Origin of the sequence: Klebsiella sp. ME-303 (assembly GCF_007910085.1) — a bacterium.
Classification (GTDB): domain Bacteria; phylum Pseudomonadota; class Gammaproteobacteria; order Enterobacterales; family Enterobacteriaceae; genus Klebsiella; species Klebsiella michiganensis.
In genome coordinates this window covers 30,085-44,152 of sequence record NZ_VOJB01000093.1, presented here as the reverse complement: position 1 = coordinate 44,152, position 14,068 = coordinate 30,085, and the positions used below count along the sequence as shown (strand labels likewise).

Below are 14,068 nucleotides of genomic sequence, written 5' to 3'. Positions count from 1 at the left end.
AGAGGGTCAAGATTCTGATAAATAGAGATAAAGGGTCACAACTACGGCTTTAATGCACAAAGGTGCATATTCATCCATTGATGGCCTTGTTTTCCGTTTTTTTATTCATAAAAAGCCGAACCCCAGCCGCAACGACAGCATATTCTGCATTTTTGCCAAATACCGTCCCATTAAATTGGTGATAACATTCTCGTTACAGAGTTTATAGCTGTACCTTTCCACGGTTAACAAAATAATTATCACTGCGAAACAGGACTCTTATGGAAAAGTTATCTTACGCTTCTGAAAGTAGTACATCTCCATGGACCACCTACCTGCGTCAAATCGATCGCGTTGCGCCCTATCTCGGCGATCTCGCCTACTGGATCGAAACCCTGCGCCATCCGAAACGCGCGCTGATCGTTGATATTCCGGTACAAATGGATGATGGCACTATCCGCCACTTCGAAGGCTACCGCGTCCAGCACAACCTCTCGCGTGGACCGGGTAAAGGCGGCGTGCGCTACCATCCGGATGTCGATTTGAATGAAGTGATGGCGCTTTCAGCCTGGATGACCATCAAGTGTGCGGCAGTCAATATTCCCTACGGCGGCGCCAAGGGCGGTATCCGCGTCGACCCGTTCTCACTATCAGAGGGTGAACTGGAACGTTTGACCCGTCGTTATACCAGCGAGATCGGCATTATCATCGGGCCGCAAAAAGATATTCCGGCGCCGGACGTTGGTACCAACGGTAAAGTGATGGCCTGGATGATGGATACTTACTCCATGAACCACGGCACCACCATCACCGGCGTGGTCACCGGCAAGCCTATTCACCTCGGCGGTTCGCTGGGCCGTGAAAAAGCCACCGGCCGCGGCGTATTCGTCACCGGTCGCGAAGTGGCTCGCCGCAGCGGTATCGAAATCGAGGGTGCCAAAGTCGCGCTGCAGGGTTTTGGTAACGTGGGCAGCGAAGCGGCCCGCCTGTTCGCGGGCGTCGGCGCGCGTATTGTGGTGATTCAGGACCACACCGCCACGCTGTATAACGAGGGCGGCATTGATATGGCCGCGCTGACCGCATGGCAGGCGGAGAACAAGCAAATTGCCGGCTTCCCGGGCGCCCGCGAAATTGACAAAGAAGCGTTCTGGACGACGCCGATGGATATTCTGATCCCGGCGGCGCTGGAAGGTCAGATTACGCGCGAGCGCGCGGAAACCCTCAGCTGCAAACTGGTGCTTGAAGGCGCTAACGGCCCGACCTATCCGGAAGCGGACGACGTGCTGGCCGAGCGCGGCATCGTGGTGGTGCCGGACGTTATTTGTAATGCCGGCGGCGTCACCGTGAGCTACTTCGAATGGGTGCAGGATATGGCCAGCTTCTTCTGGAGCGAAGAAGAGATCAACGCCAAAATGGACCGTATCATGACCGATGCGATCGTTCACGTTTACGAAAAAGCGGTGGAAAAAGCGTGCTCTTTACGTACCGCCGCCTATATCGTGGCCTGTGAGCGGATTCTGATGGCGCGTAAAGATCGCGGTATTTATCCGGGATAATCCCCCTTCTCAGCCCGGTTAATGCCGGGCTGAGATCAGAACTCTCTTCCCCCCTCCCAAAGCATCTTCCACAATAAACGCACATACCGTTAACCTGTTTTTATCAATCAGGCTTGAATTCTCGTTCTGGTCAGGCAAAAATCATTAGAGCTCTAACGATATTGCAGACTGACCTATGGATAACCGACAGCTTAACTTTTCCCATCTTTTATATCTGACCGCCCACCACTGGCGCCTGGCGGTCAACCGTCGGCTCAAGGACCTCGGCATGAGCCAGGCCAGCTGGGTCGCCGTTTCCGCCATCGCGCGTAACGAAAAGCCGCTATCGCAAAGCGAGCTGGCCCAGGAGCTCGGCGTCGAAAGCGCAACCCTCGTACCGCTGCTCAACCGGCTGGTCGATCTCGGTCTGGTCGAGCGGGTGAAAACCGAACGCGACAAGCGTAAACGACTGCTGATCGCTACCGCCAAAGGCCTTGAGGTGTATCAGCAGGTGAAAACGGTGGCCGATGATTTGCGGGAGGAGATCCTTACCGCCATTACCCCCGAAGAGCAGCGGCAGACGCAGCGGGTACTGGAGAAGCTGCTGCGCGAGGTTGAGAAAAAATAATGCCGCGTCGTCACGCTAATCCCTATGTTCCTCACGACTGGGCCCCGCACGAAAAACCGGCGATCCTCGGCTCGCCGTCGACCCCCATTCACAGTACGCCAAAACGTATTGCCTACGGGATCGTCGGGCTGCTGGTCTGCCTGACGGGCGCGCTCGGCAACGCGGTGGTAACCGCCAATCTGCAGCTGTTGCAGGGTACTTTTGCCGCCTGGTCAACCGAGATTGCCTGGCTCCCGGCGGTCTACGTGATGACCAACGTCTCCATCAACCTGCTGCTGGTGAAGTTTCGCCAGCAGTTCGGCCTGCGCGCTTTTACCGAGGGTTTTCTCGTTCTCTACGTGCTGGTGACCTTTTTCCACCTGTTCGTTAACGACCTCAGTTCAGCGCTGATGGTGCGCGCCGCCCACGGCATGGTAGCCGCAGCGCTAAGCTCGCTGGGGATTTATTATCAGGTACAGGCCTGGCCCGCCCGCCATCGGCTCAAAGCGCTGACCATCGGCATCACCGGTTCATCCCTGGCGATCCCGCTGGCGCGCCTGTTCTCAACCGAGCTGCTGCAAATCGACGAGTGGCGCGGGCTGTACTTCTTTGAGCTGGGGCTGGCGCTGGTGTCGCTGGCCTGCGTGATTGCCCTCAAGCTGCCGCCAAGCGATCGTAAAAAGGTGTTTGAGAAGAAAGACTTCATCACCTTCTTCCTGCTGGCGCCGGGGATGGCGCTGGTCACCGCGGTGCTGTCGCTGGGACGGCTGGACTGGTGGTTTGAAGCGCCGTGGATCGGCTGGGCGCTGGCGGGCGCGGTGGTGCTGATTGTCTCCGCGATTGCCTTTGAGCATAACCGCAGCAACCCGCTGCTCAATATCAAATGGCTCTCCAGCGGCAGTATTCTGCGCCTCGGGCTGATTATGCTGCTGATCCGCATCGTGCTGGCGGAGCAGAATACCGGCGTTATCGGCTGGCTGCAGTACGTGGGTTTGCAGAATGAACAGATGACCAACCTGGCATGGTCGATTTTCGCCGGGATCGTCTGCGGCATCGTCGCCAGCTGCCTGACGCTCAACCCGCAGCGCCTCTACTGGCCCACCGCCACGGCGCTGGCGTTGATTATGGTTGCCTCGCTGCTCGACAGCCAGTCGACGATCCTCACGCGACCGGAGCAGCTGATGTTCAGCCAGTTTCTGCTGGGCTTCGGCAGCGCCTTTTTCCTCGCCCCGGCGATGCTGGCGGGGATTGGCGGCGTCATTGCCGACCAGCGCAACCTGGTGAGCTTCTCGGTGCTGTTCGGCATGAGCCAGAATATCGGCGGCCTGCTGGGTTCCGCTATTCTCGGCACCTTTCAGACCTGGCGGGAGAAGTTTCACTCCAGCCAGCTCGCCGACCAGCTCACCACGCTCAATCCGCTGATTACCGAGCGTTTGCAGCAGTACAGTCAGATGTATCAAAGCCAGATTGGCGACAGCACGTTGCTCAACGTTCAGGCCACCACGCTGCTGCAAAACGCCGCCACCCTGCAGGCCAATATTCTCGCTTACAATGATACCTATCTGCTGACGGCGGCGATTTCAGCCGCCACGCTGGTATGGGTTTTCTGGCGCTTAATAAGATTACGTATTACCGCTCGTATCGCGCTGAAGCGCGCGACGGGAAGCAAATAAAAATTTTCACTCTGGAGTTATTATGAGTCAGCAGGATGCGGCCAAACAGCAGGCCAATACCCGAAATAATATTCGCATCGTCTCTATTTTTACCGCCGCCGCCATTGGCATCGTTGGCGTACTGGTTATTCTCTACGCCTGGCAGCTGCCGCCGTTTACCCGAGAAAGCCAGTTTACCGATAACGCCTACGTTCGCGGGCAAACCACGTTTATCAGCCCGCAGGTCAACGGTTATATCACCGAGGTTAAGGTCCAGGATTTTAATCAGGTAAAAGCCGGCGACGTGCTGTTTCAAATCGACGACCGCATCTATAAGCAGCGCGTCCATCAGGCGGAAGCTCAGCTGGCGATGAAAGAGGCGGCGCTGAAGAACAATCAGCAGCAGCGTAAAAGCGCCGAAGCGGTCATCACCCGTAACGAAGCGGCGCTGCAAAACGCCCGCGCGCAGAATCTGAAAACCCAGGCGGATTTAAAACGCGTTCAGGAGCTGACCGCCGACGGCTCGCTATCGATTCGCGAACGCGATTCCGCCCGCGCCAGCGCGGCGCAGGGCACCGCGGATATCGAGCAGGCCAAAGCAACGCTGGAAATGTCGCGCCAGGATTTGCAATCAACCATCGTTAATCGTGACTCGCTGCTCGCCGACGTCGCCAATGCGAAAGCCGCGCTGGAGCTGGCGCAGATAGACCTGCAAAACACCCGTATTATCGCGCCGACGGACGGTCAGCTTGGGCAAATCTCCGTTCGCCTTGGCGCATACGTGACCGCCGGGACGCATTTGACCTCGCTGGTGCCGCCGCAGCACTGGCTGATCGCTAACCTGAAAGAGACCCAGCTGGCCCAGGTGCGCGTCGGACAGCCGGTGACCTTTACCGTGGATGCGCTGAACAGCGAGAAATTCACCGGTACGGTGCAGAGCATCTCCCCGGCGACCGGCGTGGAGTTCAGCGCTATTTCGCCGGATAACGCCACCGGTAACTTTGTCAAAATCGCCCAGCGCATTCCGGTACGCATCGCCGTTGATGAGGGGCAGAAAAACGGCCAGCGCCTGCGGCCGGGCATGTCGGTGCAGGTCACCATCGATACCCGCGCGGAGGAGCAGCAATGATCCGTCCGCTCGCTCTCGCCGTTATGCTTGCGCTGGCCGGCTGCCAGTCCGCCGACGTTCAACGGGCCGCGCCCGGGCTGCAGATCCCCGCCGCCTGGCGGGCGGATGTCGGCCCCTCCAGCCCGGTTGAGGGGGTGTGGTGGCGCAACTTCCACGACAGTACGCTCAATCTCTACGTTGACCAGGCGCTGCGCTACAACAGCGACGTGCTGATAGCCCGCGAACGGGTCAACGAGTACCAGGCGCGGGCTTACGCCGCCGATAGCAGCCTGTTTCCCTCCCTTGACGCCGGATTGACCGGCACCCGCGCGCGGTCCCAGTCGGCCGCTACCGGCCTGCCTGTCCACAGTACGGTGTATAAAGGCGCGCTAACCGCCAGCTACGATGTTGATCTCTGGGGCGCAAACCGCAGCGCCGCCAGCGCGGCGCAAGCCAGCCTGGAGGCGCAAAAGGCGGCTGCCGCAGCGGCGAATCTGACCGTCGCCTCTTCGGTGGCGGCCGGCTATATCACCCTGCTCTCGCTGGATGAACAGCTGCGGGTGACGCAGCAAACGTTAAAATCGCGCGAAGATGCCTTCAACCTGGCGAAGCGCCAGTTTGAGACGGGCTATACCTCACGCCTGGAGCTGATGCAGGCGGACTCCGAACTGCGCTCCACGCGCGCGCAAATTCCGCCGCTGCGCCACCAAATCGCCCAGCAGGAAAATGCGCTCAGCCTTCTGCTCGGCGCCAATCCGGACGCCGTTAAGCGCAACGCGTTCGCGCAGCTGTCGCCGCTATCGCTACCTTCCCAGCTGCCGTCAACCCTGCTCAACCGCCGACCGGATATCGTTCAGGCCCAGCGTCAGCTGGTGGCCGCCGACGCTACCCTGGCGTCATCGCAGGCGCAGCTGCTGCCGTCCATTAACCTTACCGCCACCGGCAGCCTGCAGGATCGCACCCTGCCCGACCTGCTGGATAATCCGCTACGCTTATGGAGCCTCGGCGGCAGCATTCTGGCGCCGCTGCTCAACCGCCAGGCGCTGAATGCCCAGGTGGACGTTTCGATGGCCCAGCGCAATCAGGCGCTGTTTAGCTATGAGAAAACGGTACGCGGCGCGTTTAAAGAGGTGAATGACAGTCTCGATGCCATCGGCCGCTACGGCGAGCAGCTGGCGGAGCTGCAGGCGCAGGAGAAGGTGGCCCAGGAGACGCTGCGCATCGCGCAAAACCGCTATCGCAACGGCTACTCCTCCTATCTGGACGTGCTGGACGCCCAGCGCACGCTGTTTTCCACCCAGCTCAGCGTGGTACAGGTGAAAAACAACCTGCTGCTGGCGCAAGTTGATTTGTACCGGTCGCTGGGAGGCGGCTGGTCTGATTCATCAGGGATGTAATACGGGAAATCTGACATGCAACAACAGTGGTCGGCAGTAGATAATTATCTCGTGACAGCGTTAATCCCCACCGATCCGCTACTCAGCCAGGTTCTGGAGAATAACCAGCGCGCCGGGCTTCCGGCTATCGACGTTGCCGCTAATCAGGGGCAGTTTCTGGCCCTGCTGGTGCGCATGACGGGCGCCAGACGCATCCTCGAGATTGGCACGCTCGGCGGCTACAGCACCATCTGGATGGCCAGAGAATTGCCCGCCGATGGCGAATTACTTACCCTGGAGGCCGACGCGCACCATGCCGCCGTCGCCCGCGAGAACCTGCGCCTGGCGGGCGTGGACGATCGCGTTGCGGTGCTGGAAGGTCCGGCGCTGGCCAGCCTCGAAACGCTGGGAGAGCGCCCGCCGTTCGATCTCATTTTTATCGATGCGGATAAGCCCAATAATCCCCACTATCTGCGCTGGGCGTTACGCTATTCCCGTCCGGGGACAGTGATTGTGGGCGATAACGTGGTGCGCGATGGCGAAGTGACGAATCCGGATAGCGCGGATGAGCGGGTGCAGGGTGTCAGAGCGTTTATCGACATGATGGGCAGCGACCCGCGACTGACGGTCACGGCCCTGCAAACCGTGGGCAGCAAAGGCTGGGATGGGTTCACCCTCGCGTGGGTGAACGCCTGACGCTATCCACCTTCCCCGGCAGCCTGCGCCACCGGGGAAAGCGGCGGCCTAGGCCGTAATCTGCTCCATTGCCTGCAGTACCCGCTTGTCGGAAATCGGATACGGCGTGCCGAGCTGCTGGGCGAACAGGCTGACGCGCAGCTCTTCAATCATCCAGCGGATCTCCTGCACGTCGTCATCCTGACGGCGCTGAGGCGGCAGCTTATTCAGCCACTGCTGCCACGCCTGCTGGATGCTCTCCACTTTAAGCATCTGCGCGCGGTCGCGGTGCGGATCGATGGCCATTTTCTCCAGCCGTTTTTCAATCGCCTGCAGATAGCGCAGCGTGTCTCCAAGGCGGCGGAAGCCGTTACCGGTGACGAAACCGCGATACACCAGCCCGCTCATCTGCGATTTGATATCCGACAGCCCCAGCGCCATGGTCATATCCACGCGCCCTTTCAGGCGTTTGTTGACGTTAAAGACCGCGGTCAGGATCTGTTCGACCTGTTTGGCAATGTCCACTACCGTCTCGTTCAGCTCGGCGCGCACCTTTTCATGCAGCGCGGCAAAGCCCTCTTCGCTCCATACCGGGCCGCCCGCTTCGTCAATCAGCTTATCCACGCCGCAGGCGATGCAGTCATCGATCAGATCCAGCACTTTACCGTAGGGGTTGAAATAGAGCCCCAGCTTGGCTTTATTCGGCAGCTTCTCATGCAGATATTTAATCGGCGATGGGATATTCAACAGCAGCAGGCGGCGCAGGCCGCGCCACATCTCCTGCTGCTGCTCCAGCGGATTATCAAACAGCTTGATGGCCACGCTGTCGCGTTCGTCCACCAGCGCCGGCCAGGCCTTAACTTTATAGTTGCCGCGCTTCTGCTCGTAGCTCTCCGGCAGGCGGCCAAAGCTCCAGATATGCAGCCCGCTCTGCTCTATACCGTCATCGGCGACTGCGGACAGCGTCTCCTGTACCTTGCCTTTCAGGGCATCTTTCAGATCCTGCAGCGAGCGCCCTTCCTGTAGCTTCTTATTTTTGTCGTCCACCACCCGGAAAGTGATTTTCAGGTGATCGGGCACCTGATCCCACTGCCAGGCCTCGCGGTCAATAGTCACGCCGGTCATCCGCCGCAGTTCGCGCTCAAGGGAATCCAGCAGCGGCAGCTCCAGCGGCGTCGCGCGGCCGAGAAACGCGTCCGCGTAGTTTGGCGCCGGGACAAAATTGCGGCGCACCGGCTTCGGCAGCGATTTAATCAGGGCGATAATCAGCTCCCGGCGCAGACCGGGGATCTGCCACTCAAACCCGGCCTCTTCCACCTGGTTGAGCAGCGGCAGCGGAATATGCACCGTCACGCCGTCGGCGTCGGCGCCCGGCTCGAACTGATAGGTCAGACGCAGCTTGAGGTTGCCCTGATGCCAGAAGTTCGGATAGTCGAGCTTGCTGACCTGCTCCGCGCCTTCCTTAATCAGCATGCTCTTTTCAAAGTTGAGCAGATCCGGCGTCTCGCGGCTGGCCTGCTTCCACCATTTATCAAAGTGGCGCGCGGAGATGACGTCATGGCTGATGCGCTGGTCGTAGAACTCAAACAGCGTTTCGTCATCGACGAGAATGTCGCGACGGCGTGATTTATGCTCCAGCTCTTCAATTTCGTTGCGCAGCTTCAGGTTTTCGCGGAAGAAAGCGTGGCGAGTCTGCCAGTCGCCCTCCACCAGCGCGTGGCGGATAAACAGTTCGCGGCACAGCGCCGGGTCAATCTGGCTGTAGTTGACCTTGCGGGCAGCGACAATCGGCAGGCCGTAAACGGTCACCTTCTCCGTCGCCATCACCGCGCCCTGCCCGCGCTCCCAGTGGGGTTCGCTGTACGAGCGTTTGATCAGATGCTGCGCCACCGGCTCGACCCACTCCGGCTCAATGCGCGCGGCGATGCGCCCCCACAGGCGGCTGGTTTCCACCAGTTCGGCGACCATCGTCCATTTCGGCGGCTTTTTAAACAGCCCCGATCCGGGGAAGATGGAGAAGCGGGCGTTGCGCGCGCCGGTAAACTCCTGCTTGTCGGCGTCTTTCATACCGATGTGCGACAGCAGACCGGTCAGCAGCGCGGTATGAATTTCGCGATACTCCGCCGGCTCGCTATTGACCGGCAGGCCGAGCTCTTTGACCACCTGACGCAGCTGGGTGTAGATATCCTGCCACTCGCGCACGCGCAGGTAGTTGAGAAAATCAACCCGACACTGGCGGCGGAACTGGTTCGAGGAGAGCGCTTTTTGCTGCTCGCCCAGGTAGTTCCACAGGTTGACGAACGCCAGAAAGTCGGACTCTTTGTCGTGGAAGCGGCGGTGTTTCTCGTCGGACGCCTGCTGCTTGTCCATTGGCCGCTCGCGCGGATCCTGAATAGAGAGCGCCGAGGTGATAATCATCGCCTCGCGCACGCAGCCGTGTTTTTGCGCTTCCAGTACCATGCGCGCCAGACGCGGGTCCACCGGTAGCTGGCTCAGCTGGCGGCCCATCGGCGTCAGCTTATAGGCGGTCTGCTGTTCGTCAGTAGTAATCGCTCCCAGCTCTTCCAGCAGGCGCACGCCGTCCTGAATATTGCGTTTGTCCGGCGCTTCAACGAACGGGAACGCGGCAATATCGCCGAGCCCGAGCGCGGTCATTTGCAGAATAACCGACGCCAGGTTGGTGCGCAGAATCTCCGGGTCGGTAAACTCCGGACGCGACAGGAAGTCGTCTTCAGAATAAAGACGAATACAGATCCCTTCGGAGACGCGGCCGCAGCGGCCCTTACGCTGGTTAGCCGACGCCTGGGAAACCGGCTCAATCGGCAGGCGCTGTACTTTAGTCCGGAAGCTGTAGCGGCTGATACGCGCGGTGCCTGGATCGATAACGTACTTGATGCCCGGCACGGTCAGCGAAGTTTCCGCGACGTTGGTGGCCAGCACGATCCGCCGCCCGCTGTGGGCCTGGAACACGCGATTCTGTTCGCTGTTGGACAGTCGCGCATACAGCGGCAGTACTTCGGTATGGCGCAGATTCAGCTTATTGAGCGCATCGGCGGTATCGCGAATTTCGCGCTCGCCGCTCATAAAAATGAGGATATCGCCGGGGCTTTCACGCCCGAGCTCATCAACGGCGTCGAAAATCGCCTGCAGCTGATCGCGCTCGGTGTCGTCGGCGTCTTCAACGATGGGTCGATAGCGCACTTCTACCGGGTAGGTGCGCCCGGACACTTCGATAATCGGCGCGTTGTTAAAGTGGCGCGAGAAGCGTTCCGGATCGATGGTCGCCGAGGTGATAATAATTTTCAGATCCGGGCGACGGGGCAGCAGTTCCCGCAAATAACCCAGCAGGAAGTCGATATTGAGGCTGCGTTCGTGCGCTTCATCGATGATGATGGTGTCATACTGCATCAGCAGCCGGTCCTGCTGGATTTCCGCCAGCAGAATACCGTCGGTCATCAGCTTAACCATGGTGTTATCGCTGACGTGGTCGCTAAAGCGAACTTTATAGCCGATGCAGCCGCCCGGCTCCGTTTGCAGCTCTTCGGCGATGCGGTTGGCGACGGTACGCGCGGCCAGGCGACGCGGCTGCGTATGGCCAATTAAGCCTTTAACGCCGCGCCCCAGCTCCATACAAATTTTTGGCAGCTGGGTGGTTTTCCCCGACCCGGTTTCCCCCGCCACAATCACCACCTGGTGATCGCGAACGGCTTCGAGAATCTCCTGTTTTTTCTGGCTAACCGGCAGGTTTTCCGGATAAGCGATCGCCGGCCGCGCGGCTTCGCGCAGCAGGACTCTCCCTGCCGCCTGTTCAATTTCTTGCGCCATCTCCTGAAGAATGGCCTGTTGGGCATCAGGATTTTTAACCTTCTTCACGCCGTGCAGGCGACGGGAGAAGCGCGACTTATCGCGCAGCATCAGGCCATCAAGCCGTTCAAAGAGCGATGAGAAGGTTATTTTTTGTTGTTCTGTCATAGCGTTATCGGGCAGCGCACTGCCGGGAAAAATCTCTTTTGAAGTATTGCGTTAGAGTACCACATCCGCGCATTTCGTGCCTTGTTCAAAAAAACTGAATACAGAGTTCGATTTATTGCGCTTTCTCTGTGGCATGATTGTGAATAGAGTGTCAACAAGCACCAGGGCATCGGCCCGTCAATCACATTAAAAAAGGAAACACCCATGAGCAAAGTATTAGTTCTGAAATCCAGTATTCTGGCAGGGTACTCGCAATCTGGTCAGCTGTCCGACTATTTTGTTGAACAATGGCGTGAAAAGCACGCGGAAGACGTTATCACCGTGCGCGACCTGGCTGCAAACCCAATTCCGGTACTGGACGGCGAGCTGGTTGGCGCTCTGCGTCCGAGCGACGCGCCGCTGACGCCGCGTCAGCAGGAAGCGCTGGCGCTTTCTGACGAACTGATCGCTGAACTGCAGGCGAACGATGTGATTGTTATCGCGGCGCCGATGTACAACTTCAACATCCCGACCCAGCTGAAAAACTACTTCGACCTGGTGGCGCGCGCTGGCGTGACCTTCCGCTACACCGAGAAAGGGCCGGAAGGTCTGGTGAAAGGTAAACGTGCGGTTGTCGTCACCAGCCGCGGGGGTATCCATAAAGATACCCCGACCGATCTGGTGACCCCTTACCTCTCCACCTTCCTCGGCTTTATCGGCATTACCGATGTGAACTTCGTGTTTGCTGAAGGCATCGCCTACGGCCCGGAAGTCGCAGCGAAAGCGCAGTCTGATGCGAAAGCCGCTATCGACAGCGTTGTAGCCGCATAAGAGTTGACTCCTCCCGCTTCCCGGCGGGAGGAGAGTTTCACTTTTTCTCGTAGCGCAAATACCCCACCACGCCACCGCCGCCATCTTTCGGATGATTCACGCCGTCGTTGACCTCCACGCAGGGAAAATCGAAGGGCGACACGCCGTCAATGCAGGCCACATTCACGCCGTACTGCTGCGGGTTTGAACGCCGCTGATGAAAAGTGTAAATCCCGCATACCGAGCAGAAAAAGTGCACGGCTTGACCGGTATTAAAACGATACTCCGTGAGCTTATCCCGTCCGCGCACCACCTCTATTCCTGAAAGCGGCGCGGAGACCGCAACCGCCCCACGCATCCGGCAATATGAACAGTTACAGCGGCGAACGGTGTTGAAGCCATCGCTAAGCTCAACGGTAAACGCCACCGCGCCGCAGTGGCACTGAGCGGATAATTTCTCTGCCATGATTTTCCCCTCAGGATGATGATTTCGGCCGCAAATTCTCGTCAAAGATCAGCCGCTTTCTGTCCGGCTCTGCTTCTTTGAGCGGTTCCACCTGATGCAGCGTCTGTTTGCAGCGCTCCACCAGCACCTGATACTCCCGCGTCCCCTGCTTCTTCCAGGCCAGCTCCTGTTCACTTAATGTACGAATGGCTTTTGCCGGACTGCCGACAATCAGATGGTTGGCGGGCATTTCAGCGTTGGCTTTCACAAAGGCCGAAGCGCCGACGATGCTGTTTTCCCCAATCCTGGCCCCGTCAATAATCACCGCGCTCATCCCCACCAGCGCGTTGCGGCCGATGGTGCAGCCGTGCAGAATCGCGCCGTGGCCGATATGTCCCTCTTCTTCCACCACCGTGTCCTGGCCGGGAAAGCCGTGCATCACGCAGTTATCCTGGATGTTAGCGCCATCTTTCACCACGATACGGCCAAAATCGCCGCGCAGGCTGGCGTTAGGGCCGACGTAGACCCCTTTGCCGAGGATCACGTCGCCAATCAGCACGGCGGTGGGATGAACATAGCTTTCGTCCGGTACAACCGGCGTCATACCGTCAATCTGATAAATGGGCATGGTGCCTCCTTATACGCCCGACAGCCCGCCGAAGCGCTGGAAATAGAGCGGCCCCGGCGCGGGAAGTTCCCCCACCGAGCTTTCGCCCTTCTCGCCGACAAACGCCAGCGCGCCGGGCGCAACGCGTTGATAAATATTGATGCACAGCTGGCGCGCGGTTTGTCCGGCCCAGTGCGCGGGGAGCAGTTCTTCGGGCAGCAGCGGATCTTTCAGCACCACCCGGCGATAGAAGTGAATCAGCAGGAGCTGAATTTGAAAGCAGCGTTCAGGCGTCAGCTCCGCGGGCTCGCAGTCGCGAAGCAGCGGCAGCAGCGGTCGAAACAGGGAGATAAACGCGTCATACATCGCGTTCTGCTCGGTGAGATGCCAACACTCTTCAACGCGAGCGCGCAGCGCCGCCCGGGAGAGCGCCAGCGGGGAATGCGCTTCGAAGCAGATAACATTCTCCGCTACGCCCGCTTCGTGCAGCAGAGATTGCACGTCCGCCAGCTTCTGCGATGGCGAAGCCAGCAGACTCGGCGCCAGCGCGCCAAATCCCTGCCACAGCAGCTGTTTTTTGACTTCCGCCAGAGTGCTCTTCTCCAGCCCTTCCGACAGCAGCAGCAGCCAGGTACCGTCCCACTCCGGGGCGCTGGCGCGATAGATTTTATGCTCCGCCCGGCGGGTCAGGCGCAGGCCTTTGTCGCTGAGGCGGTAGAAGCTGCGGCGGCCAATGCGCACCACATCGAGCCACTCTTCTTTATTCAGGCGGAACAGCGCGGTACGCACGAATCGTTCGCCGAATCCGAGCCCTTCCAGCAGCGCCGCCACGCTGCCGAGCCAGACCTCTCCGCCGCGCTGGAGCAAGGCGTCGCCGTATAAAGAAGCAATAAGCGAGGTCCCGCTAATGGGCATCGCGGCGACGGCCTGTTGAATAAAGGTGTCGAGTTTACTCATCTGATTCATTCTGTTGTGATTTTTGTCCTTTTTGAATCATAGCACAGGAAATCCCGGAGGCGGTGCTGCGCACCTGTCCGGGCTACCGCCCCGCAGACGACGGTGAATACGTAGCCCGGCTAAGCGCAGCGCGAGCCGGGAAGAAGCTGAGCTGATATATCAGCCCCGGCACACTCTCCGGGTCGCGGCGTAAACGCCTTACCCGGGCTACCGGCTCGCAGACGACGGTGAATTCGTAGCCCGGCTAAGCGCAGCGCGACCCGGGAAGAGGCCGAGCTGATACATCAGCCCCGGCACACTCCCCGGGTCGCGGCGTAAACGCCTTACCCGGGCTACCCGCCCGCAGACAACGGTGAATTCGTAGCC

Annotated in this window: 11 protein-coding genes; 7 read left to right on the top strand and 4 right to left on the bottom strand. The window is 59.3% G+C overall.

Annotation, left to right across the window (positions count from 1 at the left end; translation table 11 throughout):
- Positions 1-260 precede the first annotated feature (260 nt).
- The 6 genes from FQK12_RS21505 (at position 261) to FQK12_RS21480 (ending at position 6,953) form a co-directional block, all read left to right on the top strand.
- Complete coding sequence (locus tag FQK12_RS21505; RefSeq protein ID WP_014229200.1) at positions 261-1,535, top strand: Glu/Leu/Phe/Val family dehydrogenase; 1,275 nt, start codon at positions 261-263, stop codon at positions 1,533-1,535.
- A gap of 175 nt (positions 1,536-1,710) precedes the next feature.
- Positions 1,711-2,142, top strand: a complete 432-nt coding sequence (locus tag FQK12_RS21500) for a MarR family winged helix-turn-helix transcriptional regulator (protein WP_014229199.1) — start codon at positions 1,711-1,713, stop codon at positions 2,140-2,142.
- Complete coding sequence (locus FQK12_RS21495) at positions 2,142-3,794, top strand: MFS transporter (RefSeq protein WP_014229198.1); 1,653 nt, start codon at positions 2,142-2,144, stop codon at positions 3,792-3,794. Before FQK12_RS21500 ends, FQK12_RS21495 begins: the two co-directional genes overlap by 1 nt.
- A 22-nt stretch (positions 3,795-3,816) precedes the next feature.
- Positions 3,817-4,902 carry an HlyD family secretion protein gene (locus FQK12_RS21490; RefSeq protein ID WP_014229197.1) on the top strand — a complete coding sequence of 362 codons (1,086 nt, stop codon included), beginning with the start codon at positions 3,817-3,819 and terminating at the stop codon, positions 4,900-4,902.
- Positions 4,899-6,278, top strand: a complete 1,380-nt coding sequence (locus FQK12_RS21485) for an efflux transporter outer membrane subunit (protein ID WP_014229196.1) — start codon at positions 4,899-4,901, stop codon at positions 6,276-6,278. The genes FQK12_RS21490 and FQK12_RS21485 overlap by 4 nt, the downstream gene beginning before the upstream one ends.
- A gap of 15 nt (positions 6,279-6,293) precedes the next feature.
- Entirely contained in the window at positions 6,294-6,953 is a 660-nt protein-coding gene (locus tag FQK12_RS21480) for an O-methyltransferase (RefSeq protein ID WP_014229195.1), read from the top strand.
- Between the two features lie 48 nt (positions 6,954-7,001).
- Here the strand turns inward: FQK12_RS21480 and hrpA are convergent, their stop codons facing one another.
- Positions 7,002-10,904 (bottom strand): ATP-dependent RNA helicase HrpA, encoded by a 3,903-nt coding sequence (gene hrpA, locus FQK12_RS21475; RefSeq protein WP_038423180.1) that lies wholly within the window; start codon positions 10,902-10,904, stop codon positions 7,002-7,004.
- A 204-nt stretch (positions 10,905-11,108) separates the two neighbouring features.
- On the opposite strand from hrpA, the gene azoR reads away from it, so the two are divergent.
- Positions 11,109-11,714 carry an FMN-dependent NADH-azoreductase gene (gene azoR, locus FQK12_RS21470; protein ID WP_014229193.1) on the top strand — a complete coding sequence of 202 codons (606 nt, stop codon included), beginning with the start codon at positions 11,109-11,111 and terminating at the stop codon, positions 11,712-11,714.
- Between the two features lie 37 nt (positions 11,715-11,751).
- On the opposite strand, the gene FQK12_RS21465 is transcribed toward azoR, so the two are convergent.
- From FQK12_RS21465 to paaX, 3 genes are read right to left on the bottom strand one after another with little or no spacing between them, the layout of a single operon-like run.
- Complete coding sequence (locus FQK12_RS21465; RefSeq protein ID WP_086074107.1) at positions 11,752-12,162, bottom strand: GFA family protein; 411 nt, start codon at positions 12,160-12,162, stop codon at positions 11,752-11,754.
- Between the two features lie 7 nt (positions 12,163-12,169).
- Positions 12,170-12,766 carry a phenylacetic acid degradation protein PaaY gene (paaY, locus tag FQK12_RS21460; protein WP_014229191.1) on the bottom strand — a complete coding sequence of 199 codons (597 nt, stop codon included), beginning with the start codon at positions 12,764-12,766 and terminating at the stop codon, positions 12,170-12,172.
- Positions 12,767-12,775: 9 nt separating this feature from the next.
- Positions 12,776-13,702, bottom strand: a complete 927-nt coding sequence (gene paaX, locus FQK12_RS21455) for a phenylacetic acid degradation operon negative regulatory protein PaaX (protein ID WP_014229190.1) — start codon at positions 13,700-13,702, stop codon at positions 12,776-12,778.
- Positions 13,703-14,068 lie beyond the last annotated feature (366 nt).

What these genes read in the sequence shown, in the direction of transcription:
- FQK12_RS21505 (WP_014229200.1), top strand. Translation starts at nt 261, where the DNA reads ATGGAAAAGTTATCTTACGCTTCTGAAAGTAGTACATCTCCATGGACC.
- FQK12_RS21500 (WP_014229199.1), top strand. Translation starts at nt 1,711, where the DNA reads ATGGATAACCGACAGCTTAACTTTTCCCATCTTTTATATCTGACCGCC.
- FQK12_RS21495 (WP_014229198.1), top strand. Translation starts at nt 2,142, where the DNA reads ATGCCGCGTCGTCACGCTAATCCCTATGTTCCTCACGACTGGGCCCCG.
- FQK12_RS21490 (WP_014229197.1), top strand. Translation starts at nt 3,817, where the DNA reads ATGAGTCAGCAGGATGCGGCCAAACAGCAGGCCAATACCCGAAATAAT.
- FQK12_RS21485 (WP_014229196.1), top strand. Translation starts at nt 4,899, where the DNA reads ATGATCCGTCCGCTCGCTCTCGCCGTTATGCTTGCGCTGGCCGGCTGC.
- FQK12_RS21480 (WP_014229195.1), top strand. Translation starts at nt 6,294, where the DNA reads ATGCAACAACAGTGGTCGGCAGTAGATAATTATCTCGTGACAGCGTTA.
- hrpA (WP_038423180.1), bottom strand. Translation starts at nt 10,904, where the DNA reads ATGACAGAACAACAAAAAATAACCTTCTCATCGCTCTTTGAACGGCTT.
- azoR (WP_014229193.1), top strand. Translation starts at nt 11,109, where the DNA reads ATGAGCAAAGTATTAGTTCTGAAATCCAGTATTCTGGCAGGGTACTCG.
- paaY (WP_014229191.1), bottom strand. Translation starts at nt 12,766, where the DNA reads ATGCCCATTTATCAGATTGACGGTATGACGCCGGTTGTACCGGACGAA.
- paaX (WP_014229190.1), bottom strand. Translation starts at nt 13,702, where the DNA reads ATGAGTAAACTCGACACCTTTATTCAACAGGCCGTCGCCGCGATGCCC.